The following is a 23551-nucleotide window of genomic DNA, read 5'->3' as shown; positions in this document are numbered from 1 at the left end:
ATGTGGTTCAGACGGCCTGCGTTACCTCAAGGCCGTCTGAAAATATTGAAACTTATTGCGGCAGCTTCACCGCCAATTCAGACGGCCATTCGCCTTCTTGCGTTTTCACAAAACCATTGCCGGTTAAGCCACCTTTCAATAGACGGTTGTAGCGCATAGCGGTTTCAGACGGTACTTGCAATTTCACTTTAAACATCAATTTGGCTCGCTCGCTTTCGGTTTCCACTGATTTTGGTGTGAATTGCGCCTCAGTGGCGATGAATTTGACAGCCGCAGGGAACACGGCATCGATGCCATCAAGCTTGATGCGGGCTTCATCACCGACTTTCAGACGGCTCATGCTGTCGGTTGGCAGAAAAATGTTCATCGACACATCGCTCGGATCCAACAGGCTGACGATTTTGTTGCCTGCTGCAATCACGTTGCCGACTTCGGCGATTTTGTATTCCACGCGTCCGTCAATCGGGGCGCGGATGTTCATATCGTCATTGGCGGACGTGGCGGATTTGACTTGTGCTTGGGCTTGTTCCACCCCTGCTTGCGCTTCGGCGATTTGTGCACCGGTTTGCACCACAACGGCTTGCGCTTCGTCACGGGCGGCTTCGGCGGCTTTCACACCGGCAGTCGCACGCTCATAATCGGCTTGGCGTTTCGTTACTTCCGAACGCGAAACCAATTGGTCGGCCAACAATTTTCGGGCATTGTCTAATTCCAATTTAGCCACGCGTTGCTGCTGACGGGCTGAATCGACATTGGCTTGTGCTCGGGCAACGGATTGTTGCGTCTGTGCTTTGGCGGCTTGCGCACGCGTGACCGCTTCTTGCTGACGGCGTGCCGCTGCCTGCGCTTCTGCCAAACGACTGGAGCTTGTATCGGAAGACAATTCCGCCAACACATCGCCTGCTTTCACATCGTCTCCTTCTTCCACATTCATTTTCGACACCCGGCCGCCATACAGACTGGCGACATCAATGCGGTTTAATTCCAAGCGGCCGTTGGATTGAGCAATATTTTCCGGCAACTTGCCGCTTTGTTGGTGCTGCCAATAATAAAAACCGCCGACAGCCAATGCCGCAACCACGGTAATCGTGATGATTTTTTTCATGATTTTTCCTGTTTATCGGTGAATTTTGCGTGATGGGGAAACATCGCATTCAGACACCAGTCGATGCGTTCGGTAATGGCCTCATCGGTGAGAATATCCGCCACCCGGCCTTTGATGGTATGAGGCAGCAAATCCATTTGGCCAAAGCGCGAACCGATAATCATCGGCGCATTTACGGCCGCACTGAAATAGCCCAAGCGTTGTATATCGGTTGCCGGAACACCGTTGTCCAGCTTGCCGCACTCTTCTAATACTTTCCTGAATAATTCCATGCGTTGCCCGATGGTGGTGCGGATAAAATGGTTGATGACATCAACGCCATTCGCGCTATCGGCAAACATGCGGTGAATCATTTGTAAATTATTGCGGATGTTTTCGGCCAAAACTTGCGCCATGGCGCGCAGCTTTTCAAAGGGATTATCCGAGAGCGCCGCCATGTCGAGATTGGCAGAAATGTCATTGTTGTGATGATTGAGCAACTCAAGAATAAAGGCATCTTTATTGGTAAAAAGATGATGAAACATACCCGAGCTTAACCCCGCCTCAACCGCCAACACGCGCACCGAAAGCTTGTAATAACCTAACTTGGGATACAGTTTGCTGCCGGCAGCAATGAATTTGTCATGTGCGCTTTGTTCAGACATGGCAACTTCCTTTTTATTGGACACCCGTCCAATTATGATGAAAAAATTTTTCCCTATCAAGAAAATTTTTAGAATAAAAATACTTATCATCCATCAATATAACATGGTGTTTTCACTCTTGGGTTTACATAGAACTTTGTTCAAATTCATGTTTTTTCAATAAACCAGATAGGCCGTCTGAAAGCCATGCACGTTCAGACGGCCTATTGCATTCAATCATTGAATAATACTTTAAACGCCCAACTGATATGTTGCTGGATATGCGTATCGGCCATCAGGTCGGGTACATTGCTGCTGATATCTTCCGACAATACCCCATTTTCTCATCACGATATGTGATAATGAGCGGCAGGAATACCGCACCTTTTAAAAACTCATAGCGGTTTTGCAATTCCAATTCGGAAATTTCCAGTCCCTCATAACATTCACGCAGCAAATTAATCAGGCCTAAAGCGATGATTTCATTTTGTATTTTTAAGGCCCTCCTAATGATTTTGACACCTAAGCAGCCATCCAACAGCATACGGTGCGTCCAATCCAAGTTGCAGCGCAAAGCCACCGCCAAGCGCCATACAATTTGACGAAAACGCTCTATCGGCGGCATTTGCGGCGCAAAATCGGATGACAATCTGCCCAACGGACAGGCATTGAATTCCTGCAACATGATTTTGATAAATTCATCTTTATCGGGGAACATCGATTCGTATGTTTGTGGAGAAATGTTGAGATTTTTGGAGATGACTTCAGCAGTTAAGCCGTCATATCCATGGCTTGGATAAAGCTTGATGCCGGCACGCACCAACTGCATGGTGATACTGTTCATGAGATTCTCCTTGTGATTATTCTGTTTTTGATTGGGCATTTGTCCAATCAAAAAATACTATGCTCCCGATATTTTGTTTCAGGCAAGAAAAATTAAAAAAAAGCCGTCTGAATCATGCAGATGCATGATTCAGACGGCCTTATCCGGATTCAATAAAATCAGTTGGTTTAGAACGGAACGTAAGTAGTCGGGTTTACCGGCTTGCCGTTTTGGCGCACTTCAAAGTGCAATTGGTTGCGCGGTGCATCGGTGCTGCCCATTTTGGCAATAATCTGGCCGCGTTTCACGGTTTGGCCTTCGTTAACCATCAGGCTTTGGTTATGGCCGTAGGCAGTCAGGAAAGTAGAATTGTGCTGCACAATCACCAAATTACCGTATCCGCGCAAGCCTGAACCGGCATACACGACTTTACCGTCCGCAGCCGCAACCACAGATTGACCGGCATTACCAGCAATGTTTACACCTTTATTGTTGCCGCCGAAATTGGTAATTACATTGCCCACCGTCGGGCGCTGCCAAGTAATGCCGCTTACGGTGCGGGTTGCGCCGGTCGATACGGCAGCGGTTGTAGCCGGAGTAGGGACCGGAGCAGCTGTTGGCGTATTCGCTGTGGTGCTAGCCGGGGTAGCCGGTGCCACATAACCTGCCGGTTTCACACGCAAAACCTGACCCACGCTGATGGTGTTGTCAGCCAAATTATTCCATGAACGCAAATCGTTTTGGTTGATGTTGTAGCGCTTGGAAATATTGTAAACGGTATCGCCACGCACCACGGTATGCGTTGCCGCATTCACGTCAACCGGTGCGTAAGAAGGCACGTAAGTGCCGCTGGTCGAGCCGGTGTAAGCAGGGGTAGAAAAAGGTGGTACGGTCGGTGGAACATATGACGCATCTGTGGCCACGGTGGAAGCCGCATTCGGATCGTATGGATTGTCGCCGTATGGATTGGCTGCCGTTGAAGTCGGGGCGGTGGAAGAAGTACCGGCGACAACAGGTGCAGGTTGCTGGCTGGCACACGCGCTTAAGAATAATGCCAAAGTAGCCGAGCCGGCATAGAATGCGGTTTTTTTCAACATATGGATGACCTTCGTTTTGGGTTTTCTATTTCTGTTGGGGCATATCATAATCAAAATACGCCCCATTCTCAAGTGTTGCATGGGTAAAATGACAAACCAATCTGCTGATTGATTTGTTTCAGGCTGCCTGAAATCCAATAAATTAAGGCAGTCTGAAAATTTTTAGGAAATATTTTCTTGCGATTTTGTTGCCGCGCCACACTGGTAGCAGTAGCGGTTAAACGCGCTGGTCCGCGTCTGGCAATGTACACACGTTTGAAACAGGCGCGTGCTGCAATGCGGACAAAAATCCATTTGCGGATTGCTAAAATCCAACGGACGCTCACACGCTGGACAAATGTGTTTACTCAAACGACTCTGCGCCAATTCGTAATTTAACGCTGCGCGTTCAGTAGCTGGCAACGCTTCTTGCGCCTGCTTCTGCTCCAAATAACGATACATCGCATTTATCGCGTATTTGCCAACCACCAACGTCCCCACAATCCCCACAAAATAACGCACATAACCACCGTAACTCGGCAAATACGGCACAAGCTCCACAAAAAACGCAAACAGCGCAAAGAAAATAAATCCCCAAACAAACGGAAACCAACGCGAATGCCGCTGCGTTTTAAACAACCACGCCGCCACCAACAACAACGGCAAAGTCAAAGCCAAACGATACAAAAAGATTTTCAGCTCAATTTTGCGGTCGTCTATTTCTTTAAGTTTACGTCCTTCGGCTTCTAATTGTTCGCGTCCGCGTTCCACTTCAGTCATTTGTGCTTCGGTTGCGGCAATTTCTTGGCGAATATGGGCAACTTGATTATTTAACTGACGTTCTTTGTCTATTAGTTGCTCGTATTCTTTGGTGCGTTCAAACACGCGCTCGTTTTCAGAAAGAATCCCTGTTGTGTGGCGTGTTGCCAATGAAGCTGCAAATTTTTCACGTTGTGCTTGCGTTTCGTTTTCTTGTTTTTCTAATGCCAATTTGGCTTGCGCTAGCGATTTTTCATGTTGGTCGCGTTTGGCTTCCCAAGATTTTTTTGCGTTGTCTATCGTATTCAATTTGTCTGGGCTAACGTAACTTTCCCATTCGCGCTGACTTTCCACTTTGGGTAAATCATTGACAATTTTGCCACCCAGTCCAATTAAAAAAGACGCAAAAATAAACGACAACAGCCACAAACCACGTCTAAACCATTTTTCAGTATGGCGATTGGTTTCAGTAAGTGTTTCATTTTTCTTGTTTATTTTGAATTTCATGACTAAACACCTTTTCTTTAATGTATAGTGGATTAAAATAAAAACGAGACAAGGCGACCACAACTGCCGTGTATATAGAAGTACATAAAGGAGTGGGCAACGCTGTATCGTTGCAATTTTAATTCACCAGATATATTTCAGGCTGCCTGAAATATAATCAAATCAACGCATTACAGGTTTGTATTTAATGCGTTTCGGTTTCGCGCCTTCTTCGCCTAAATGGTGTTCTTATCGAATTCGCATTTTTGATAGCTTCTATCAAAGAATACCCATTTGCTGTCGCCTTCACGCACCAAAATATGCGTGGCAATTCTGTCCAAGAACCAGCGGTCGTGCGAAATCACCATCACGCTGCCCGCAAATTCCAACAAAGCATCTTCCAAAGCGCGTAAGGTTTCCACGTCCAAATCGTTTGACGGTTCGTCCAACAACAACACATTACCGCCGCTCAATAAAGTTTTGACTAAATGCAAATGTCCGCGTTCGCCGCCTGACGAATTGCCCACAATTTTACTTTGGTCGCTGCCGTTGAAATTGAAACGCCCCAAAATCGGCCGCGTTTACCCTCGTTATTTCTCTTTAGGCCTTTTTATGCTTCAGGCCGTCTGAAATTTTTTACATTAACCAAAGTAAACCGGTTTTCACGCTTATTCTGAAGCCGGTTTATGCGGCGCATTTTGCCAAAATATTCGTACACCGCTTAGCTCTTCATGTGAAGTCAAATCAATTTGCAACGGTGTCACCGTGATAAAGCCGGCTTCGCATTCACCGAAATCCGTGCCTTCTTCGCGGTCGGAAATATCGCCGACAGGACCAATCCAATACACCGGCTCACCGCGGGGATTGGTCGTCGGCACAATGCTTTGCGTGTGGTGGCGCCTTCCCAAGCGCGTGATTTTGATGCCTTGAATATCTTCCGGTGCCACGGCAGGAATATTGATGTTCCACAGCATGGGCCGTTGCGGCGGATTTTTCAGCAAATGCTCAAGCAGAAGCCACGCGGCTTTTTCGGCGGTATCCCAATAGCGGCCGCTGAAATCGTTTAATGAAACCGCTACCGCCGGAATACCCATCAAATAAGCTTCGGTTGCCGCAGCAACCGTGCCCGAATACAACGTATCATCACCCATATTGGCACCATTATTGATACCGGAAAGCACCAAATCGGGTTGGAATTCCGGCAGCGCATGCAAACCGAGATGGATGCAATCGGTCGGTGTGCCGCTGACATAATAAAAGCCGTTTTCGGCCTGGCGGATACGTAAAGGCCGGTCGAGCGTTAAAGAATTGCTCACACCGCTGCGGTCGCGCTCAGGCGCAACCACGCGCACGTTGGCAAATTCGGCCGCTACCCGTGCCAAAATCGCGATGCCCGGCGCGAGGTAACCGTCGTCGTTACAAATCAAAATATTCATGCGCTAATCCCCGAATGATGATGAATGCGATTGTAAATGCGCGGTTTGGGATTTGTCTATGTTTCAGACGGCCTTGTGTGTTAGTAAGGCCGTCTGAAACAGGCTATAATCTGCACCATATCCGTTTTAGAAAACCATGCCATGATTGAACACGAAATTCTGATTATCGGCGGCGGCTTGGTCGGTGCCGCAGCGGCTGTGGCGCTCAAACGCCAAGGCCGTGATGCCGCCCTGCTGGAAATCCGCCCTGCCGAAACCGATTTAAGCCGCTTGGAAAACGGTTGGGACGCACGCATTTTTGCGATTAGCCCCGCCAATCAGGCTTTGCTGCAATCATTGGATGCGTGGCCGTCTGAAAACCGCATTCAGCCGGTTGCAACCATGGATGTACGCGGCGACAACGGCGGGCGCATCGAATTCAAAGCCGCCGACATTCCCGTGCCGCGGCTCACCGCCATTGCGGAAAACCGTTGGCTATTGGCTGGATTGTGGCAGCAAATCCGTGCATTGGATATTCCGGTCATCACGCAAAAAGCGGTCGAATTGGAAACCGATATTCAAATGGCAACTGTGCGCTTGGAAAACGGCGGCACGGTGCAGGCCAAACTCATCATCGGTGCCGACGGTGCCCATTCTTGGGTACGCACGCAGGCAGGGATTAAAGTGCGCGAAAATCCTTACGGCCATCATGGTGTGGTGGCCAACTTTATCACTGAAAAAAACCATCACGGTACGGCGTTTCAATGGTTTAAAAACGGCGAGGTGCTGGCTTATCTGCCGCTGCCCGACCATAAAATTTCTGTGGTGTGGAGCACCGCCGAGCCGGAAAAACTTACCAAGCTCAGCCCCGAAGATTTGGCCGCGGCCATCACTGCGCAAGGCGAAGGCATATTGGGCAAACTCTCGCCGCTCTCGCCCGCGTTTTCTTTCAACCTGATTTTGCGCCGCCCTGAAACCACGTTTGCGTCGCGCATTTTATTGATTGGCGATGCCGCGCATACCATTCACCCTTTGGCGGGGCAAGGCGTAAATTTAGGCTTCGGCGACGTGCTTGAATTGCAAAAACTCAGCCAAGGCGTAGCCGACATCGGCGCGTATCAATTTTTAAAACGTTTTGCGCAAAACCGCCTCGAACCGGTACGCACCATGCAATACGGCTGCGACGGCCTGTTCCGTCTGTTTGCCGACAACACCCTGCCCGCGCTGCCTTGGCTGCGCAACACCGGTTTGGATTTGGTTAACGCTGCGCCATTCGTCAAAAACCGTCTGATCAAACATGCGATGGGCTTGTGACTGTTCAAACTTTAATTGGGTGATTTACAGGCCGTCTGAAAATTTTCAGACGGCCTTGTTTTATGTCAAAACAGCTTGGAATATTTAATATTGAAACAAAATAAAAGATTATACTAACCGCTGACTTTTACGCTTAAGGAAACATCATGAAACAATATACCCTCGACCCCAAAGCCCTGCTCGACGGCGTGATTTCCAGCGACAACGACCAAGAAATCGTACAGCTTTCTTTACAGAAAAACAATGAAATCCCGACTTACGAAACCGATGCGATTGTGTTATTACTGGTGCTCAACGGCCGCGCACAAATCATCACTTCCGAAGGCACACTCGACACGCAAGGCTTGCAGGTAGTCCGTCTTGAGCCGAACGAGGCGCACAGCATCCGCGCTTTGGAAGATGCCACCAATATTTTAGTCTTCAAACAAAAAACGCATGAATTGGTGTTCAGCAAGAAATTACGTTTCGGCAGCTGCTGCTTGTAAAGTATAAAATCAGGCCGTCTGAAAGATAATCTTTCAGACGGCCTGTTACTTCAATTAACCTTTTAACTATTCATCAACCAATATTGCAGACCGACTAAGGTTTTGGCATCTTTGATTTCATCGTGCTTCAACGCAGCTTTCACTTCTTCTCGGCTGAGTAACACGGTTTCGGTAATTTCGTCTTCATCATTGCTCAAGGTGCTGCCTATGCGCACGCCGTCGGCTTGGTAGAGATACATTTTTTCATCGCAAAAGCCGATTGCGGTGTAGAAAGTGTGCAGCAGCTTCACGCTGTCGGCGGTATAGTTGGTTTCTTCGGCCAATTCACGTAAAGCGCATTCGGCCGGGTCTTCGCCCTCTACATCCAATTTACCCGCCGGCAATTCCAATACGGCTTGGTCGGCGGCATAGCGCCATTGACGCACCAGCACCACTTCATCATTATCCGTCACGGCCAACACACAAGCCGCGCCGGGATGTCGGATTACCATGCGCTGGCTTTCTTTACCGTTGGACAAACGGATTTGGTCACGGCTGATGCGGATAAACGATCCTTCGTAAATCGGTTCGCTGCTGATACAGGTTTCTTTTAAATCCATGATATGCTTTCTTTAATTAAGACAAACAGGCCGTCTGAAATCAATTTTTGCTGCGCTCGATTTCCACGCCCACTTCTTTTACGTCCGGCAGAATGCCCGGTTTGACAATTCTCACGCGCACCCACAACGCATTGAAATCTTCCAAAACCAACTTGGCCACATGCTCGGCCAAACCTTCCAGCAACAAAAAATCCTGTTCGCGCAGACTGTTGCGCACAGCTTCGCAGACTTCGCCGTAGTGTACCGTGTCGCCGATGTCGTCGCTCAGCGCAGATTTTTCCGGCACGCCTATATCTAAATCCAGCACCAGCGTTTGCAGGCGCTCGCGTTCCCAATCGTAGATGCCAACCAGCGTGTCGGCTTTCATGCCGCGTAAAAAAATTTTATCCATTTGCATTGTCCCGTTTTTTGGATAGAATACCCCTTTCATTCTAAGCAAAGCATACAAAATGTACAATGTTTTAGCGGTGGTTTCGGCTTATTTAATCGGTTCATTGTCTTTTGCGGTAATTGTGTCGAAAGCATACGGCATGAATGATCCGCGCACCTACGGTTCCGGCAATCCGGGCGCGACCAATGTTTTGCGCAGCGGCAAGAAAAAAGCGGCTGCATTAACCTTGCTGGGCGATGCGTTTAAAGGCTTTGCGGCTGTGTGGTTGGTTCGGTGGATGGAAACCGAAATCAACCTTACCATGACTACCATCGGCGCGTGTGCAGTGGCCGTGTTGGTCGGACACATGTGGCCGATATTCTTCCGCTTCAAAGGCGGCAAAGGCGTGGCCACGGCATTGGGGGCATTGCTGGCGCTTTCTTGGCCGACCGGTTTGGTATGCGCCATTGTATGGCTGGTCGTGGCTTTCGGTTTTAAAGTTTCCTCACTGGCAGCTATAGCGGCCGCGTTAATCAGCCCGATTGCGGCCTATTTCTTCATGCCTTACCCGTCTTGGATATGGGCTACAACGGTGATTGCGGTCTTGGTGCTGTATCGTCATAAAAGCAATATTATCAATCTGCTTTCCGGAAAAGAAAGCAAAATCGGCGATAAAGCTTCATAACTTTTCCCAATGCAGCCTTATGTTAAAGCCTGACATTGTCGGGCTTTTTTTATGCCTCGATACATACAATAATGTACTTACTCAAATATAATTCGGCTAGAATAAACAAGGCCGTCTGAAAAACAGATTCAATATTTTTCTCTTTATTTCCGATTAAATCATCATGTTGAAAAAAACTGCCAAACTCATCCTTACGGTCTCGCTCGCCGCCATGCTTCCGGCTTGTTCGCTGGTCAAATTCCAACCGCTCGAAACCATCAGTAAAGTGGATTTGAACCAAGGCTATCGTTTTGAAAACGCCAATAAAGAAAATCAAGACGATACCTTAATGGTATTGATGTTTTCCGGCGGCGGCACACGTGCAGCGGCGTTGGGCTACGGTGTGTTAGAGCAGCTCCACCAGCAACAGGTCAGCATCAACGGCCAGAAAAAATCCCTACTGGAAAACGTCGATTTAGTAGTGGGCGTATCCGGCGGCTCAGTATTAGCGGCTTATTACTCGCTGCATGGTACGAATACGATTCCGGGCTTTTATAAACGTTTCTTAAGCCAGAATTTCCAAAGCCAAGTCATCAAACAGGCATTTTCCGCCACCAATATCCCACGCTTGGCTTCGCCTGAATTCGGCCGTGGCGATTTGCTGCAAGAACAGTTTGAAACCTATTTATTTGGCAAAACCACGTTTGAAGATTTGGAAAAACGCCGCAAAGGCCCGTTTGCCATCATCAGCGCAACAGACATGGGCATAGGTGAACGCATCAATTTCACCCAAGAATATTTCGACCCGATGTGCTTGAACTTAAGCAAATTGAGTATTGCTCGTGCGGTAGCGGCTTCGAGTGCCGTACCAGTGGTGTTTGCGCCGCTTACGCTCAATAACAACGGCGGCAATTGCAACTATACGCCGCCGAAACGTATCCAGACGGCCATGCAGAAAAACAAAAACACTCAACAGAGCATCACGCGTAAAGAAGTTGCCGAAAGCATCGCGCAATACAGCGACAGCCAATCGCGCCCTTACATCCACCTGCTCGATGGCGGCCTGACCGATAATCTCGGTATGCGCAGCCTGCTCGACATGACCGAAGTGTATTCAAGCAATATGCTGGTGCAACAAATAGGCACGCATAAAATCAAACGCATTGTGGTGATTAATGTCAACGCGCAAAATCAAATCAACAGCGGTTTGGACAAAACCGCCGTTGTGCCCGGTATGCGCGATGTGGTGAATGCGATTATCGACATTCCGATCGGCAAATATTCGCAGGAATCGCTGCGCCGCTTCCGCGCCTTTACCGACCGCTGGAACGAAGCCAAATATAAAGATGCCAACGGCAATCCGATTTCGCTGACCTTTGTCAGCCTGAGCCTGCGCGATTTGCCTGAGTCGCCGCTGCGTGAGACGGTGTTGAATATTCCGACCAGTTTCTACCTGCCGGGTGAAGATGTCGATAACCTGCGTACCGCTGCCGCCGAATTGATGAAGCATTCCAAAGAATATCAGGGCTTGTTGAAAGAATTATCCACCCAACCGAATGCCGAAGCTTTGTTTAGCCAAACCGAATCGGCGATGGAAAACAATCCCAAAATGAAACCGGTGGAAAATCCATTTTCCATTGAAGAAATAAATCAAGTGAATACCACCGATTCCGGCGAATTTGAATTACCGGCGCAACCATAAACCACACATCAAGGCCGTCTGAATGATTGCAAAAACAAAGACTTCAGACGGCCTTGATGTTTTATCGGCCTTTCAGTTGAACATATAATTTGCTAAAATAGCCCATCCATTTATCCTTTCAGACGGCCTGATACCTTGACACAACGCATCTTTGACACATTTCTTCGTTTCGTGAGGCGCTGCTCGAAATCTTGCCTATTTTTGTGATGTCTTCACTTTCGGCGCTGCGCTAACTTTGAACTGCACTCAAATCCGGGGTTTTACACAAGCCTCAGCCTACCCATTCATCAGGCCGTCTGAAACATTTCAATACACAGAATCAAACCATGAGCCAAAACGAAAAATTAATCGTCACCGACATTGACCGCCCCGTACTCACGCCGCCCGAAGGTCACAAAAAAGTGCTGTTGCATTCCTGCTGTGCACCATGTTCCGGCGAAGTGATGGAAGCCATGCTCGCCAGCGGTATCGATTACACCATTTATTTCTACAATCCGAATATCCATCCGCACAAAGAATACATGCTGCGCAAAGAAGAAAACCTGCGTTTTGCGGAAAAATTCGGCATCCCTTTTGTCGATAAAGACGACGACTATGAAAACGACCGCAAAGAATGGTTCGAGCTGGCCAAAGGCATGGAATTCGAGCCGGAGCGCGGTATCCGCTGCACCATGTGTTTCGACATGCGCTTCGTCAAAGCCGCGCAATACGCCCACGACAACGGTTTTCCCGTGTTCACCAGCTCTCTGGGCATTTCCCGCTGGAAAGACATGAAGCAAATCAACGGCTGCGGCCACCGCGCGGCGGATTTGTTCGACGACGTGGTGTATTGGGATTTCAACTGGCGCAAAAGCGGCGGCAGCGCACGCATGATTGAAATCAGCAAGCGCGAAAACTTCTACCAACAGGAATACTGCGGCTGCGCTTATTCCCTGCGTGATTCCAACAAACACCGCAAATCACAAGGCCGCATTCCGATTAAAATTGGCAAGCTGTATTACGGCGATGAATCAACGATTTACGAGCCGCAAGCGATTAAAGTGGATAAATAATACCGGTTTTAAAATAAGTCGAGACCTTTGCAGAAACTAATGACGGCAATTTTATGTGTACTGGCTTTTGAAGGAGCTTTTCTTACAGCTCAGGCCGTCTGAAAGATAAAATCTTTCAGACGGCCTTTTATATTCATTAATCTTTAAGCCAACACCTTCTTCGCTGCTTCTATCCCCCAATAAGCCGCCTCTTCAAAAACCGAATAGCCGCTTAAGTCACTGTGGGCAAACAATAATTTGGAGTGATGCTGCCGCAGCGCCAGTAAGTTTTCATCGTCAAGATAGCCGACTTTCGGTACGCTCATGGCATGGCCGCGCAAAGTGAGGTCGATGTGGCCGACATGTTGCCAAAATGATTTGCCGTACACGCTCAATAAATCTTGGGCAGCCATATCCAACAATGCTTGGTCGTCGCCCCTCTGCAGCCAACGGCGGATGTTTTGCGGGGTGTCGTGGTTAAGCGCAGTGTAGGCGGTGAAAATGGTGTGCTCAGGTTTGTCCACGCGGATATGTTGATGCGTGGCCACCACATAGCCCAGCGACGGGCTGCCGTAAACCACGTTGTCCCACGCTAATTCGCTGTTGCCTTGTTCTTTGGGAAATCGGTTGAGCACAAAATTAGCCACCAGCCACGGGGCGTATTCGGGCGTGTGCAAACCATATTGCTGCGGTGTGTCGATGATGCGCGCCGCCACCATTAAAGGCATGGCGCTGATGACATGGCGGGCGGTGACGGCATAGGTTTCGCTACTGGCATGGTCGTACAACAAAACGTCCACGCCGTCTGAATGCTCACGAATCTTGACAGCGGTTGCCTCGACAGAAGCCGGCTGCGACAATCGGATTATGTTTTCAGACGGCCATGAATGCAAAGTTTGCAAGCTGCTTTTTTCGCGTAACTTGGCCGACAAATACGCCAAGCCCTGCGGCCAAGTCAACACCGTATCAGCGCTGTTGCGGCTGGCAAAATAATGCAATCCGGCAAACGCCGACACTTGCCCAATCCCCTGCCCGTAATCATCGCGGCAGCAGTAATCGAGATACCAGCGCAAGGTCGGCGATTGGTAACGTTCCTGATTCAGCCATTGCGCAAAAGTCAGTTTATCGAGCGCGCGCCATTGTGTATCTTGAGAAGACAAAGCAATGGGAATGGCAAAGATTTTTTTGCCGTCACTACCGTAGGCATTTTTCAGACGGCCTATCAAAGCAAAAAAGCGGCGGCTGTCGTCATCGTCTTCAGGCAGCAAATCCGCCTGCCACATTTGACCGTAAAATAAACGCGCTTCGGGCGCATGCACCAAATCCGTCTCGCGATAGCTGCCGTCGGCCTGCAAAATATCAAAGTCGCTCAGCATATCGTGGATATGGCTGCTTTCTTTTGACGGCATGGCCAAATAATGCGCACCGCGGGGGGCAATCAGGCTGTCTGAAAAACGGTAGGCGGCATTGTTACCGTCCGGCTCAAAACCTTCAGCCAGCAATATATCTCGGTGGCCGTGTTTCGCCAAATACCACAGTGCGCTCAAGCCCGCTGCACCGCTGCCCAAAATCAGAGTATCGCATTGATAATGTTTTTTCGGTTCAACCGACAATTTGCCGTCACGCAGCAAATGCCCCATCGGCAAACCGACACGGTTGACCGATACCGTCGGTGCGTTATTCAAATGGCGGTAGCCGAGATAGGAAAACAGGGAGGCGGTGGTTAAGGCTGCGGTATAGCCGAGAAACTGGCGGCGGGTGGTGTTCATGGGTGGTGTTCGGAAGAAAGGTTAAGGCCTGAGATTTTTGAAATCATCCTGTTAACGTCAACGTATATAAAAACGACGTCATTACCGCAAAAGCCGGAATCTATCTTAAAATTTGAGATAGATATTTATGCAACAACTTGCCGCACTCAAAAATGGATTCCGGCCTTTGCGGGGATGACATTGTTTTGTTTTTGGGCATTGAACATTTAAGCATGCTTTAGCCAAAGTCTCAGACCGTCTGAAAACTGCCTTAATGAATCAAAAATCAGCCCAAACCGCTGCCACGGCGGTGTACCGTCCATTCGCTGTGCCTGGCCTGTAAAGCTGATTGCAAGAGTTGGTGCACGGTTTCCAGCTCGCTGCTGCCGCAGACAAACGCGTCCACCGCGGCAAAACCGTGCTCCGGCCAAGTGTGGATGCTGATGTGTGATTCGGCCAATAACAATACACCGGTCACACCGCCTTCGCCGCCGAAGGTGTGAAAATGGCTGCCGAGTATGGTCGCATCCACTGCTTGCGCTGCTTCGGTAAGCCAGTTTTTCAGACGGCCTTCGTCTTTCAGTGATTCGACATGGCAGCCGTATAAATCCAGCAAACCGTGGTTTTCGGGCTGCATTATTTGTGTCCTCCGGCCGAACCGCCGACATAGCCGCCCACATAGCCGCCGCCGTGGGTACGCGAGCCGCCGGAATCACTGTCGCTGACGATGGAATAATTGTTGAGCGTCACCATCAGCACAATCAGCGAAGCAAACATAATATAAGCGATTTTAGACATGTTGTTTTCCTAATCGTCGTCGCTGCTGCGGCCTAAAAACCAAATAAATGCGATACCGATGATGGTCGGAATCATCGATTCGTCAAACATTTGCTCCGAGTTCATCATCAGCCATGCCGGTGCGTTAACCAACAGCAAAATGCCCACCATCAATAAGCGCAAGCCGTTGCTCACGCCGTCGGAGCGCATATTGGCGGTGTATTGTGGGGCGCGGCTTTGTGTCAAACCGAAGGCTTGGACGATTTCATCGTAGCGGATGGGTGTGTTTTTACTCCACGCCAACTCATTTGGCGACAATGTGGCACTCAATTTGCCGCTGCCTTGGCGGTAATCGGTGTAATAGTTCAAATCGCCCTGCCGCACCTGCCAATAAAACGCGCCTGCCGCCACTTCGACACGGCCGCCGTAATCGTAAAGCTTTTCGCAACCTTGCGGCTGGTTGTATTGGTTCAAGCGCGGCCATTCGTTGAGTGTTTCGGCGATGCTCCATTCGCCGTCTTCCGTTTGCACCAACCAGTTAAACCCGTGCTGCGGGTGATACAGTAAATATTCCACCCACCAGCTCTCCGGTACCAACGCGTGAGTGGCCATGCCGAACATTTTGTCAAAGGTTTCCTGCGCGTCGGTTTCGCTGTAACGCACCGCACCCATCACATAATAATCGCGGTTTTTCAGACGGCCTTTGCTGCCCACCGGCAGCATAAACAGCTTTTCCTGCGCCTGCCGCATGTGGTTGGCTTCAATCAGATTGATTTTGTCTTCACTTGCCTGCAACCGGCTGGCGCAACTCGGGCAGACAATATGCTCGGCCATACCGTTGACCCAATGCACCGGTGCGCCGCAATTCGGACAATCTTCCGCCTGCCGCGAGCCTTTCAGACGGCCTGCGGTTTCGCGGATTTGATCGTCGCTGCGGGTATGGGCCAAATACAAATCATCGAGTTTGACCGTGCGGCCGACAAAGGCTTGCGGCTCGGCTTCGGCATAATCCAAGGTCAGAAACAGGTTTTCGCAACGCCAGTCGGCCACGCGGCTGACCGTTTCGCCCTGAATCCGAAACGGCAATTCGCCCTGAGCCGCAGCCTGGCTCAAGCTGATTTCACGCACGTCGGCCACCATAAACTGCTTGCCGTTGTGGTTTAAGGTGCTGAATCCGGCACGAATATCGTGAAACTTCGGCGCTGATTCGGGCAAGCGTTCGGCCATGGTCATCACATACAAATCACCTGCTTCCGACAACCAGCCGTTATGCCCGTCGTCAAACAACACATACCATTCGTTCCACACCCCGCCATCATAACGCGCCTGCAGCCGGCCGATAATCGAAAACCCGCGCAGGTAACGTCCCGTCGTGCCGATTTGCAGCGGGCTGAAATCTTCCAGCAGCGCGGAATCGCGGCCGGTATCGACGATGCTGTCGTCTTGACGCACCAGCATGCTGTTGCAGTAGCCGCACACCAGCGTCACCGCGGTGGCCGAATACGCTTCTACCGGTGCGCCGCAGCTTGGGCAATCGGTTTTGAAAAATGGCGTTGTTGACATGGATATTTTGTTTTATCGGGAAAGTTCAGACGACATGGTGAACGGCTGAAGTCTCTTTTTGTTTTAATGATTGAACATGATGTTCAATCCGCTCAGGCGTCGCTTCAAAATCAGGGTTTGATAAAATTCTACAAAATTCAGTGCATTGCTCAATACTGAAAACTTCCTTGTCATGTTTCTGAACATAAGGAATAAAATCAGAAACCAAACATACATTTTCCGGAAATGTTGTTTTCAACTGACAATTACGATGAGTAAATGCAACAATCGAATGGAATTCTTTGTCCGAAAGCCCTAACAATTTAGATAATGCTTTGATATGCTTATAATTTTGCCTTAACGGATTTTGAAACGAAAACTTACTGCCGGAAGGTAAGGTATGCGTCCATCTAGGTTGATTTGGCGCCCCGAAAATCCAACCTTGAAAATATTTTGCTTCAATCACAAAAATTCCATAAGGTGAAATAACAATATTATCGATTTGTGTACTACCACCATCTATAGGCACAATTAGATTATGAAAATAACGGTAACGTGCTGTATCAAGCTTTGATAAAACTTGTACTTTAATAATCTGCTCGCCTATCGCACCTTTAAGTGCAGTTTTTTCTTCCTTATTTAGATTACTTTGCTTCTTTTGATTGCTATTTTGTCGTGTTTTTTTGCGTCTACTCGGCTGATTAGAGCCCTTTCCAACCAACAGCATACACACAAAACAAACCACAATGACAAAAATAATTAGACTTTCCATTGTGTTGTTTTCCCCCAACGGTGGCCGTCTGAACACCAAAACCTTTTCCGACGGCCTATTCATCTTTGCCGATTAATTTTTTCAACACTTCGGCTTTGGCTTGGTTGTAGTCTTCTTGCGAAATCAGGCCTTCATCAAGCAAGGTTTTAAGTTTGGCCAGCTTGCTTTGCGGATCTTCGGCAGAGTCTGCCGGTGTCTGAACCGGATTGGCCGGTGCCGCTTGGGCTTGGTTCGGTTGAAGCATACCGGCCATCGCGCCGGCCATGGTTTGCCCCACACCCGCGCCGACACCGATGCCCGCACCGATGCCGGCCAAACCGCCTTCGTTTTCTGCGGCTTTGGTAATGGCTTCGGCAGTTTGGTATTGGGCATACCTGCCCAAATCGCCAATCACGCCCATGGAGATTTTTTTATCCAAGGCCGCTTGAATGGCTTCAGGCAGGGAAACACTCTCAACGGTGAAGTTTTCCAGTATTAAGCCCAGTTTGGCAAATTCGGCGGCCAACAATTCGGCCATTTTTTGCGACAGCAGCACTTGATTAGCCGCCATATCGAGAAACGGAATGCCCGATGTACCGAAGGCGGTGGCCAATTGCGTCACCACGATATTGCGCAATTGCGCTTCCAGTTCTTCGCCGCTGTATGCCGCAGCCACACCGGTAACTTCTTTGAAGAATTTGGCCGGATCGTTCACGCGGTAGGAATACATGCCGAACGAGCGCAACTGTACCGCGCCGAATTCCGAATCGCGCACGGTTACCGGCTGGGCGGTACCCCATTTGCGGGCAAGCTGCTGCTTGGTGTTAAAGAAATAAACGTCTGATTTAAATGGCGATTGGAATAATTTATCCCAGTTTTTCAAGTTGGTGAGCACGGGCAGCGTCTGCGTATTGAGCGTGTAGCGTCCCGCACCGAATACGTCTGCCGTCACGCCTTCATCGACAAACATCGCCATCTGCGCCTCACGCACGGTGAGACTGGCGCCGTTTTGGATTTCCTCATCCTGCATGGGAAAGCGCCACATCAGCAGGCGCTCGTCCGGATTCGGCCATTGGATGACGTCGATAAATTGTTTTTTGATAAAATCGAATAAAGCCATTTTTTGCTCCCGAATATTAGGTCAGACACGCCGCGTTTAATAAGCCGATAGACACCGAAACCGCGCCGAACAGCGCGCCCACCGCGACATTATTGTTAATCAATTCTTCATTGGCGCCTTTAATCATACAGGTCGAGGCAAAATACACCAAAATCTGCGCCACCGCCGCACCCAAGCCCCATAAAATAAAATCGGTGAAGCCGACACTGTGGGAAATGCTCGATGCCAGGGTCACGCAAAAGCCGACCAATGCGCCGCCGAATGACAACGCGCAGGCCAAATTGCCGTTTTTAATCAGGCGCAATTCTTCGGCGGGTGTGATGCGCAGATAAACCGCGGCAAACACCACCGTCATCGCCACGCCGGCAAGCATGTATTGCAGATACAGAAAATACTGGGCTGGAGAAATGCTCACGATAGACATCCTTTGATTTGGTATAATTACCGGAAATTTTTGCTGATTATGCCATTGACTATGCGCTGCTGACAATGCACATGCCGTCTGAAACGTTGATTTTTTAAGTTGTGTTTTTCAGACGGCCTCAATACCTTTAAAACACGATATCGCCGTCTTATCCGCTACAGGCCGTCTGAAACATGAAACTCAACCGCACGCTTATTATTTCCGTTTTCGTCGTCGCCAGTTGCGGCTTGGCTTACGAACTCATTTTAGCCGCGCTCGCCAGCTATCTTTTGGGCGACAGCATTCTGCAATTTTCATCCATCATCGGCCTGTATCTTTTTTCGATGGGCATTGGTGCGCATTTGTCGAAATACGTCAAAGACGAAGATACGCTGGCGCGTTTTATCGAAATCGAATTGCTGGTGGGCATCATCGGCGGCGTTTCCGCACTGGCTTTGTTTGTGGCATTCGGTTTTTCTGCCGCACCGTTTCGCACTTTGCTTTATGCGCTTGTGTTGATTGTCGGCACCATTGTCGGTATGGAAATCCCACTGGTGATGCGCGTGTTGAACCAGCAAAAAGCGGATTTCAAAGAGTTGGTGGCAAAAGTGTTGACCTTCGATTATTTGGGCGCGTTGGCCGTCTCGCTTTTGTTTCCGTTGATACTCGCCCCTAAGCTGGGCATGGCGCGCTCGGCCCTGTTGTTCGGCTTACTCAATGCGGCCGTCGCAGCGTTGACCGCGCACGTGTTTAAAGCAGAATTGAAAAACTACAAATCGTTGCAAATCCGCGCGACGGCGGTGCTGCTGATTTTAGCGGCAGCATTTTTATACGCCGACCGCATCACCTTCCAAGCCGAGCAACGCTACTTCGGCGACCCGATTGTGTATGAAAGCCATTCTCCCTATCAGCGCTTAGTCGTGACACGTTGGAAAGACGATACGCGCCTGTATATCAACGGCAATTTGCAGTTTTCATCGCGCGATGAAGTGCGCTACCACGAGGCTTTGGCCTTGCCTGCCATGCAGATGAGTGCGCAGCGGGAAAACATCCTGATACTCGGTGGCGGCGACGGTTTGGCCGCGCGGGAAGTATTGAAATATCCCGAAGTAAAAAAAGTCACACTGGTGGATTTGGATCCCGACATGACCGCCACTTTTCAAACTTCCGCCACCTTAAGCGCACTCAACCAAAACGCGTTGTCGCACCCGAAAATGAACGTCGTCAACGATGATGCGGCCAAATGGCTGGAGACCAATCAAGATAAGTTTGATGTCGTGATTATTGATTTGCCTGATCCGTCGAATTTTTCCTTGGGCAAACTTTATTCCGTGCCGATGTATCGCTTGGTGGCACGCCATCTGAAACCGCAAGGCCGTATTGTAGTGCAGTCAACTTCGCCATATTTTGCACCAAATGCTTATTGGTCGGTGGTCGCCACGCTGGAGGCGGCAGGTTTGTACACCGCGCCTTATCATGTTTATGTCCCTTCGTTTGGCGAATGGGGCTTTGTGTTGGCGGCAGCGGACAATGATTTTCCGATTCCCCAGCGTTATGATGTACCGACGCGTTTTCTCAATGCCGAAACCACCGCGGCAATGTTCCACTTTCCGCCCGATATGGCACGGCGCGATGTGCAGCCCAATTATTTGAACAATCAAATTTTAGTCAGCTATTTTGAACAGGATTGGAATAGCGTGATTCGTTAGGCTGAAAACAAGGCCGTCTGAAACATTGGGTTTCAGACGGCCTTGCCTATATTTTAACCTTAGTCTTCACCCCACACTTCAGCAGCGATTTCTTCCACCAAGCGAACTTTCGCCCATTGCTCGGCTTCGGTCATGATGTTGCCTTCTTCGGTTGAAGCAAAACCACATTGCGGTGACAAGGCCAATTGGTCGAGCGGCACGATTTTTGCAGCCTCGGCGATGCGTGATTTGATTTCGTCTTTGCTTTCCAACTCAGGGAATTTGGAAGTAATCAGACCCAACACGATGCGGCCTTTGTGTGGGTTGTCGTTGAAGTATTTCAACGGCTCGAAACCACCAGAACGCTCGTTGTCGTATTCCAAAAAATAGCCGTCATACGCAGTTTGACCGAACAATTCGGGCGCTACAGGATCATATGCGCCGCTCAACAAATAAGATGATTTGTAGTTGCCGCGGCAAACGTGGGTGGTGATGGTCATGTCGGCCGGTTTGTCGGCCAAAATGGCTTGGATGTTTTCCAATGCGAATTGTTTGCTGGCTTCAAAATCAAATTCAGGATTGCTGAAATTGTTGCACAAGGTACCCCAATACACATCATCGATTTGCAGATAACGGCAGCCGGCATCGTAAAACGCTTTAATCACGTCTTTATAGATTTGGCGCACGTCTTCGCAGAATGCGGCTTTGCTTTCATAGACGCCGGTATCCCAAATAAACGGATACATCAATTGGTTCGGGCTGGGAATGGTGTATTTCACAATGCCCCGGTCGCCGACGATTTCGGCCAAGGCTTTGTAATGGGCGATAAACGGATGGTTTTCGTTCCAAGACAACTTACCCTTGCAGCGCGTATTGTATTTGCGCACTTCGGTGCCTTTAAACGCATAAGCCTGCTCCGGTACAAAGCCTTCGATGCCGTTGAGGTTTTCCAAAAAGTCGATATGCCACCATGAGCGGCGGAACTCACCGTCGGTAATCACTTGAATGCCCTCATCCAATTGGTCTTGCACCAGTTTGGCAATTTCTTGGTCTTCCACGCGGGTCAACTCTTCACGGCTGATTTTGCCCTCGGCAAATCCGGTACGCGCTTTTTTCAGGTTTTCAGTGCGCAGGTAGCTGCCGACGGTATCGGCACGCAAAGGTAAGGTTTTACTCATGGTAGATTCCTCAAATGAAGTTTATTTGTCGTCAAGCTTGACGTCCTTCCCTCCCTGAAGGGAGGGAATTCCTACGGCGTTTGTGAACGGCACCCTGCCATTCACAAATCGCTTCGGTGGGTTTCTGCTGCTGACCGCCTTACTGCACGGTTCACTTCACAGACGCTACGGACACGCCCTGCCCTGAAACTTCGTTTTACTGTTGCGCTGCCAAGATTGCCTGACCGCGCTTTAACACATTGACTGCTCCAACTACATCAGCATTATTTTGATAGCCGCATTCCACACATTCAAACAAGCTCTGTGTTAGGCGGTTATCTTTGGCGGTATGTCCGCAAGCTGGACAACAACGGCTGGTATTTTGCGGCGGAACAGCCACCAAATGCCCTCCGCGCCACAATAGCTTATAGTCCAACTGACGGCGGAACTCAAACCAAGATTGGTCTAAAATCGCACGGTTCAAACCCGATTTGGCTGCAACATTTTTACCGTACTGCTCTGCGTTACCTTTGGCAGATTTGGACATATTCGTCACTTGCAAATCTTCCACATACACAATCGCGTGGTTTTGGCTGATTGCGCTGCTGATTTGGTGCAGGTAGTTTTTGCGAATATTGGCAATTTTGTGGTGTAACTTTGAAATTTTGGCTTTGAGTTTCTGCCAATTTTTAGAAAATTTGGTTTTGTTTTTGAACTGCTTTTGCAGTTTCGCCAGTTTGCCTTTCAAGGTTTTGAACGCATTGATTGGTTCAAAAAACTGCCCATCAGACAACGTTGCAAACTTGGCAACCCCCATATCAATCCCGATTTCGCCGCCGTTTGGCTGTGGAATTTCCTGCTCGGTTTCGGTTTGAATGGAAACGAACCATTTGCCGCATTTTTGGCTAACGGTTACGTTTTTCAGGCTGCCTGAAACGTGTCGGCTGTTGCGATAACGCACCCAACCAATTTTTGGCAGCCAAATACGGTTATTGTTTTGCTCCAATTTGCAGCCTTGCGGCAAGCGGAAACTGTCCTTATCACCCTTGCGTTTGAATTTAGGAAAGTCTGCACGTTTAGCGAAAAAGTTTTTGAATGCCCTTTCCAAATCTTTCAAACTCTGCTGCAAAACTTGACTGTGGCAATCTTTTAACCAAACCAGCTCATGTTTCCATTCAGGCAGCAGGTTAGCGATTTTGGTGTAACTGAATTTAAACGAGTTATCTTGTTGATACCGCTCGTTTTGATACGCCAAAGCACGATTGAACACGAAGCGCGAACAACCGCAAAACTGTTTCATCTTGCGGATTTGTTCGCCGTTGGGCATCAGTTCAAATTTAAAGGCTTTGAGTATCTGCATGATGCGCGGTGTTTTTGAAAGCGTTTGTACCGATTTTGAAGCGCAGCTTGTGGAATTTGACGGCGAAGATGACCATGTCCATTTGCTTGTGAATTATCCGCCCAAAGTGTCTATTTCAAAACTCGTGAATAGCCTAAAAGGTGTATCCAGTCGCATGATTAGAAAGAAAAATTATCCCAGCATCAAAGAAAAATTATGGGGTGATGCGTTGTGGTCCCCATCTTATTTTGCAGGTAGCTGTGGCGGTGCGCCGATTACCATTATTCGGCAGTACATTGAGCAGCAAAATACGCCTGACTGAATGCCAACAATTTTAGGACTGCTAGCGCAGTCCGCGCCTTATATCTCCGCCGTGAACGGCGAAGTTTTACGGCGCAGCCTGATAAATGAATTGATTAATGACCTGAAGTCAAAAAGACATGAAAAATTCACGCATTCGCGTAATTCAAATTCATAAAGGCAGAGACCTTTGCAAAACCAGGATTTGAATGCAGCTCGAAGTGAGAACAGAAAGCGCAGACAGATCATGAAGATAAGCAAGCTTTCGAGCTGC

General features: G+C 49.0%; 23 protein-coding genes and 2 pseudogenes. 7 read left to right on the top strand and 18 right to left on the bottom strand.

Translation table 11 applies throughout. The features are described 5' to 3' along the window. Window positions 1-52: 52 nt before the first annotated feature. The 7 genes and pseudogenes from ACFPVS_RS03530 to surE all read right to left on the bottom strand — a co-directional run bounded on the left by ACFPVS_RS03530 (window position 53) and on the right by surE (window position 6308). A complete protein-coding gene (locus tag ACFPVS_RS03530; RefSeq protein WP_096295420.1) occupies window positions 53-1105 on the bottom strand; it encodes an HlyD family secretion protein in 1053 nt (350 codons plus the stop codon). Then, a complete protein-coding gene (locus ACFPVS_RS03525) occupies window positions 1102-1749 on the bottom strand; it encodes a TetR/AcrR family transcriptional regulator (RefSeq protein WP_157742745.1) in 648 nt (215 codons plus the stop codon). Before ACFPVS_RS03525 ends, ACFPVS_RS03530 begins: the two co-directional genes overlap by 4 nt. A gap of 274 nt (window positions 1750-2023) precedes the next feature. Next, window positions 2024-2572 (bottom strand): TetR/AcrR family transcriptional regulator, encoded by a 549-nt coding sequence (locus tag ACFPVS_RS03520; protein ID WP_096295422.1) that lies wholly within the window; start codon window positions 2570-2572, stop codon window positions 2024-2026. Window positions 2573-2739: 167 nt separating this feature from the next. After that, a complete protein-coding gene (locus ACFPVS_RS03515; RefSeq protein ID WP_096295423.1) occupies window positions 2740-3648 on the bottom strand; it encodes a peptidoglycan DD-metalloendopeptidase family protein in 909 nt (302 codons plus the stop codon). 162 nt (window positions 3649-3810) lie between these two features. After that, a complete protein-coding gene (locus ACFPVS_RS03510; protein WP_232507400.1) occupies window positions 3811-4956 on the bottom strand; it encodes a double zinc ribbon domain-containing protein in 1146 nt (381 codons plus the stop codon). 99 nt (window positions 4957-5055) lie between these two features. After that, window positions 5056-5453: pseudogene (locus ACFPVS_RS03505) on the bottom strand (energy-dependent translational throttle protein EttA); the annotation flags it as partial. A gap of 87 nt (window positions 5454-5540) precedes the next feature. Continuing rightward, complete coding sequence (gene surE, locus ACFPVS_RS03500; RefSeq protein WP_096295425.1) at window positions 5541-6308, bottom strand: 5'/3'-nucleotidase SurE; 768 nt, start codon at window positions 6306-6308, stop codon at window positions 5541-5543. Between the two features lie 141 nt (window positions 6309-6449). Here surE and ACFPVS_RS03495 point away from each other — a divergent pair, with 141 nt between their 5' ends. Together ACFPVS_RS03495 and ACFPVS_RS03490 are read left to right on the top strand one after the other, a co-directional pair. Continuing rightward, window positions 6450-7601 carry an FAD-dependent monooxygenase gene (locus tag ACFPVS_RS03495; RefSeq protein WP_096295426.1) on the top strand — a complete coding sequence of 384 codons (1152 nt, stop codon included), beginning with the start codon at window positions 6450-6452 and terminating at the stop codon, window positions 7599-7601. A gap of 146 nt (window positions 7602-7747) precedes the next feature. Then, a complete protein-coding gene (locus tag ACFPVS_RS03490; RefSeq protein ID WP_378595410.1) occupies window positions 7748-8086 on the top strand; it encodes a hypothetical protein in 339 nt (112 codons plus the stop codon). 62 nt (window positions 8087-8148) lie between these two features. Here ACFPVS_RS03490 and ACFPVS_RS03485 read toward each other — a convergent pair whose 3' ends face one another. Then, window positions 8149-8685: an NUDIX hydrolase gene (locus tag ACFPVS_RS03485; RefSeq protein ID WP_096295427.1), complete on the bottom strand. Its 537-nt coding sequence runs from the start codon at window positions 8683-8685 to the stop codon at window positions 8149-8151. 40 nt (window positions 8686-8725) lie between these two features. Beyond that, entirely contained in the window at window positions 8726-9076 is a 351-nt protein-coding gene (gene folB / locus ACFPVS_RS03480) for a dihydroneopterin aldolase (protein ID WP_096296135.1), read from the bottom strand. Between the two features lie 58 nt (window positions 9077-9134). On the opposite strand from folB, the gene plsY reads away from it, so the two are divergent. The 3 genes from plsY to ACFPVS_RS03465 all read left to right on the top strand — a co-directional run bounded on the left by plsY (window position 9135) and on the right by ACFPVS_RS03465 (window position 12473). Then, the gene (gene plsY, locus ACFPVS_RS03475) at window positions 9135-9740 is read left to right on the top strand and encodes a glycerol-3-phosphate 1-O-acyltransferase PlsY (protein ID WP_123803840.1); all 606 of its coding nucleotides are present in this window, start codon (window positions 9135-9137) and stop codon (window positions 9738-9740) included. Between the two features lie 163 nt (window positions 9741-9903). Next, the gene (locus ACFPVS_RS03470) at window positions 9904-11421 is read left to right on the top strand and encodes a patatin-like phospholipase family protein (RefSeq protein WP_096295428.1); all 1518 of its coding nucleotides are present in this window, start codon (window positions 9904-9906) and stop codon (window positions 11419-11421) included. Between the two features lie 326 nt (window positions 11422-11747). Further along, a complete protein-coding gene (locus ACFPVS_RS03465; RefSeq protein WP_123803841.1) occupies window positions 11748-12473 on the top strand; it encodes an epoxyqueuosine reductase QueH in 726 nt (241 codons plus the stop codon). A gap of 143 nt (window positions 12474-12616) precedes the next feature. Here ACFPVS_RS03465 and ACFPVS_RS03460 read toward each other — a convergent pair whose 3' ends face one another. The 7 genes from ACFPVS_RS03460 to ACFPVS_RS03430 all read right to left on the bottom strand — a co-directional run bounded on the left by ACFPVS_RS03460 (window position 12617) and on the right by ACFPVS_RS03430 (window position 18805). After that, complete coding sequence (locus tag ACFPVS_RS03460; protein WP_378595406.1) at window positions 12617-14221, bottom strand: NAD(P)-binding protein; 1605 nt, start codon at window positions 14219-14221, stop codon at window positions 12617-12619. A gap of 265 nt (window positions 14222-14486) precedes the next feature. Then, window positions 14487-14837: an adenosylmethionine decarboxylase gene (speD, locus tag ACFPVS_RS03455; RefSeq protein WP_096295429.1), complete on the bottom strand. Its 351-nt coding sequence runs from the start codon at window positions 14835-14837 to the stop codon at window positions 14487-14489. Further along, window positions 14837-14998, bottom strand: a complete 162-nt coding sequence (locus ACFPVS_RS03450; protein ID WP_195690046.1) for a hypothetical protein — start codon at window positions 14996-14998, stop codon at window positions 14837-14839. The genes speD and ACFPVS_RS03450 overlap by 1 nt, the downstream gene beginning before the upstream one ends. Before the next feature lie 9 nt (window positions 14999-15007). Continuing rightward, window positions 15008-16540 (bottom strand): DUF4178 domain-containing protein, encoded by a 1533-nt coding sequence (locus tag ACFPVS_RS03445; RefSeq protein ID WP_096295430.1) that lies wholly within the window; start codon window positions 16538-16540, stop codon window positions 15008-15010. Between the two features lie 25 nt (window positions 16541-16565). After that, window positions 16566-17309 carry an NERD domain-containing protein gene (locus ACFPVS_RS03440; RefSeq protein WP_158608749.1) on the bottom strand — a complete coding sequence of 248 codons (744 nt, stop codon included), beginning with the start codon at window positions 17307-17309 and terminating at the stop codon, window positions 16566-16568. A 37-nt stretch (window positions 17310-17346) separates the two neighbouring features. Next, complete coding sequence (locus tag ACFPVS_RS03435) at window positions 17347-18390, bottom strand: SPFH domain-containing protein (RefSeq protein WP_096295432.1); 1044 nt, start codon at window positions 18388-18390, stop codon at window positions 17347-17349. A 16-nt stretch (window positions 18391-18406) separates the two neighbouring features. Next, the gene (locus ACFPVS_RS03430; RefSeq protein WP_232507402.1) at window positions 18407-18805 is read right to left on the bottom strand and encodes a DUF350 domain-containing protein; all 399 of its coding nucleotides are present in this window, start codon (window positions 18803-18805) and stop codon (window positions 18407-18409) included. 182 nt (window positions 18806-18987) lie between these two features. Here ACFPVS_RS03430 and ACFPVS_RS03425 point away from each other — a divergent pair, with 182 nt between their 5' ends. Next, entirely contained in the window at window positions 18988-20502 is a 1515-nt protein-coding gene (locus ACFPVS_RS03425; protein WP_096295433.1) for a polyamine aminopropyltransferase, read from the top strand. 59 nt (window positions 20503-20561) lie between these two features. Here ACFPVS_RS03425 and ACFPVS_RS03420 read toward each other — a convergent pair whose 3' ends face one another. Both ACFPVS_RS03420 and ACFPVS_RS03415 read right to left on the bottom strand, forming a co-directional pair. After that, window positions 20562-21659, bottom strand: a complete 1098-nt coding sequence (locus ACFPVS_RS03420) for a 5-methyltetrahydropteroyltriglutamate--homocysteine S-methyltransferase (protein ID WP_096295434.1) — start codon at window positions 21657-21659, stop codon at window positions 20562-20564. 196 nt (window positions 21660-21855) lie between these two features. Then, the gene (locus ACFPVS_RS03415) at window positions 21856-22998 is read right to left on the bottom strand and encodes an RNA-guided endonuclease InsQ/TnpB family protein (protein ID WP_096295435.1); all 1143 of its coding nucleotides are present in this window, start codon (window positions 22996-22998) and stop codon (window positions 21856-21858) included. Between ACFPVS_RS03415 and tnpA the strand changes: the two are divergent. Then, window positions 22988-23299: pseudogene (tnpA, locus tag ACFPVS_RS03410) on the top strand (IS200/IS605 family transposase); the annotation flags it as partial. The gene ACFPVS_RS03415 and the pseudogene tnpA overlap by 11 nt on opposite strands. Between the last annotated feature and the right edge of the window lie 252 nt (window positions 23300-23551).

The organism is Neisseria weixii (assembly GCF_042658245.1).
GTDB classification, from domain to species: domain Bacteria; phylum Pseudomonadota; class Gammaproteobacteria; order Burkholderiales; family Neisseriaceae; genus Neisseria; species Neisseria weixii.
The sequence above is the reverse complement of the archived record's forward strand: the minus strand, read 5'-3'. Positions and strand labels throughout refer to the sequence as shown.

Coding starts and splice junctions, on each gene's coding strand:
- ACFPVS_RS03485 (WP_096295427.1), bottom strand. CDS start 8,685: ATGGATTTAAAAGAAACCTGTATCAGCAGCGAACCGATTTACGAAGGA.
- ACFPVS_RS03435 (WP_096295432.1), bottom strand. CDS start 18,390: ATGGCTTTATTCGATTTTATCAAAAAACAATTTATCGACGTCATCCAA.
- ACFPVS_RS03470 (WP_096295428.1), top strand. CDS start 9,904: ATGTTGAAAAAAACTGCCAAACTCATCCTTACGGTCTCGCTCGCCGCC.
- ACFPVS_RS03460 (WP_378595406.1), bottom strand. CDS start 14,221: ATGAACACCACCCGCCGCCAGTTTCTCGGCTATACCGCAGCCTTAACC.
- ACFPVS_RS03415 (WP_096295435.1), bottom strand. CDS start 22,998: ATGCAGATACTCAAAGCCTTTAAATTTGAACTGATGCCCAACGGCGAA.
- folB (WP_096296135.1), bottom strand. CDS start 9,076: ATGGATAAAATTTTTTTACGCGGCATGAAAGCCGACACGCTGGTTGGC.
- speD (WP_096295429.1), bottom strand. CDS start 14,837: ATGCAGCCCGAAAACCACGGTTTGCTGGATTTATACGGCTGCCATGTC.
- ACFPVS_RS03425 (WP_096295433.1), top strand. CDS start 18,988: ATGAAACTCAACCGCACGCTTATTATTTCCGTTTTCGTCGTCGCCAGT.
- plsY (WP_123803840.1), top strand. CDS start 9,135: ATGTACAATGTTTTAGCGGTGGTTTCGGCTTATTTAATCGGTTCATTG.
- ACFPVS_RS03445 (WP_096295430.1), bottom strand. CDS start 16,540: ATGTCAACAACGCCATTTTTCAAAACCGATTGCCCAAGCTGCGGCGCA.
- ACFPVS_RS03490 (WP_378595410.1), top strand. CDS start 7,748: ATGAAACAATATACCCTCGACCCCAAAGCCCTGCTCGACGGCGTGATT.
- ACFPVS_RS03420 (WP_096295434.1), bottom strand. CDS start 21,659: ATGAGTAAAACCTTACCTTTGCGTGCCGATACCGTCGGCAGCTACCTG.
- ACFPVS_RS03525 (WP_157742745.1), bottom strand. CDS start 1,749: ATGTCTGAACAAAGCGCACATGACAAATTCATTGCTGCCGGCAGCAAA.
- surE (WP_096295425.1), bottom strand. CDS start 6,308: ATGAATATTTTGATTTGTAACGACGACGGTTACCTCGCGCCGGGCATC.
- ACFPVS_RS03465 (WP_123803841.1), top strand. CDS start 11,748: ATGAGCCAAAACGAAAAATTAATCGTCACCGACATTGACCGCCCCGTA.
- ACFPVS_RS03530 (WP_096295420.1), bottom strand. CDS start 1,105: ATGAAAAAAATCATCACGATTACCGTGGTTGCGGCATTGGCTGTCGGC.
- ACFPVS_RS03450 (WP_195690046.1), bottom strand. CDS start 14,998: ATGTCTAAAATCGCTTATATTATGTTTGCTTCGCTGATTGTGCTGATG.
- ACFPVS_RS03495 (WP_096295426.1), top strand. CDS start 6,450: ATGATTGAACACGAAATTCTGATTATCGGCGGCGGCTTGGTCGGTGCC.
- ACFPVS_RS03520 (WP_096295422.1), bottom strand. CDS start 2,572: ATGAACAGTATCACCATGCAGTTGGTGCGTGCCGGCATCAAGCTTTAT.
- ACFPVS_RS03515 (WP_096295423.1), bottom strand. CDS start 3,648: ATGTTGAAAAAAACCGCATTCTATGCCGGCTCGGCTACTTTGGCATTA.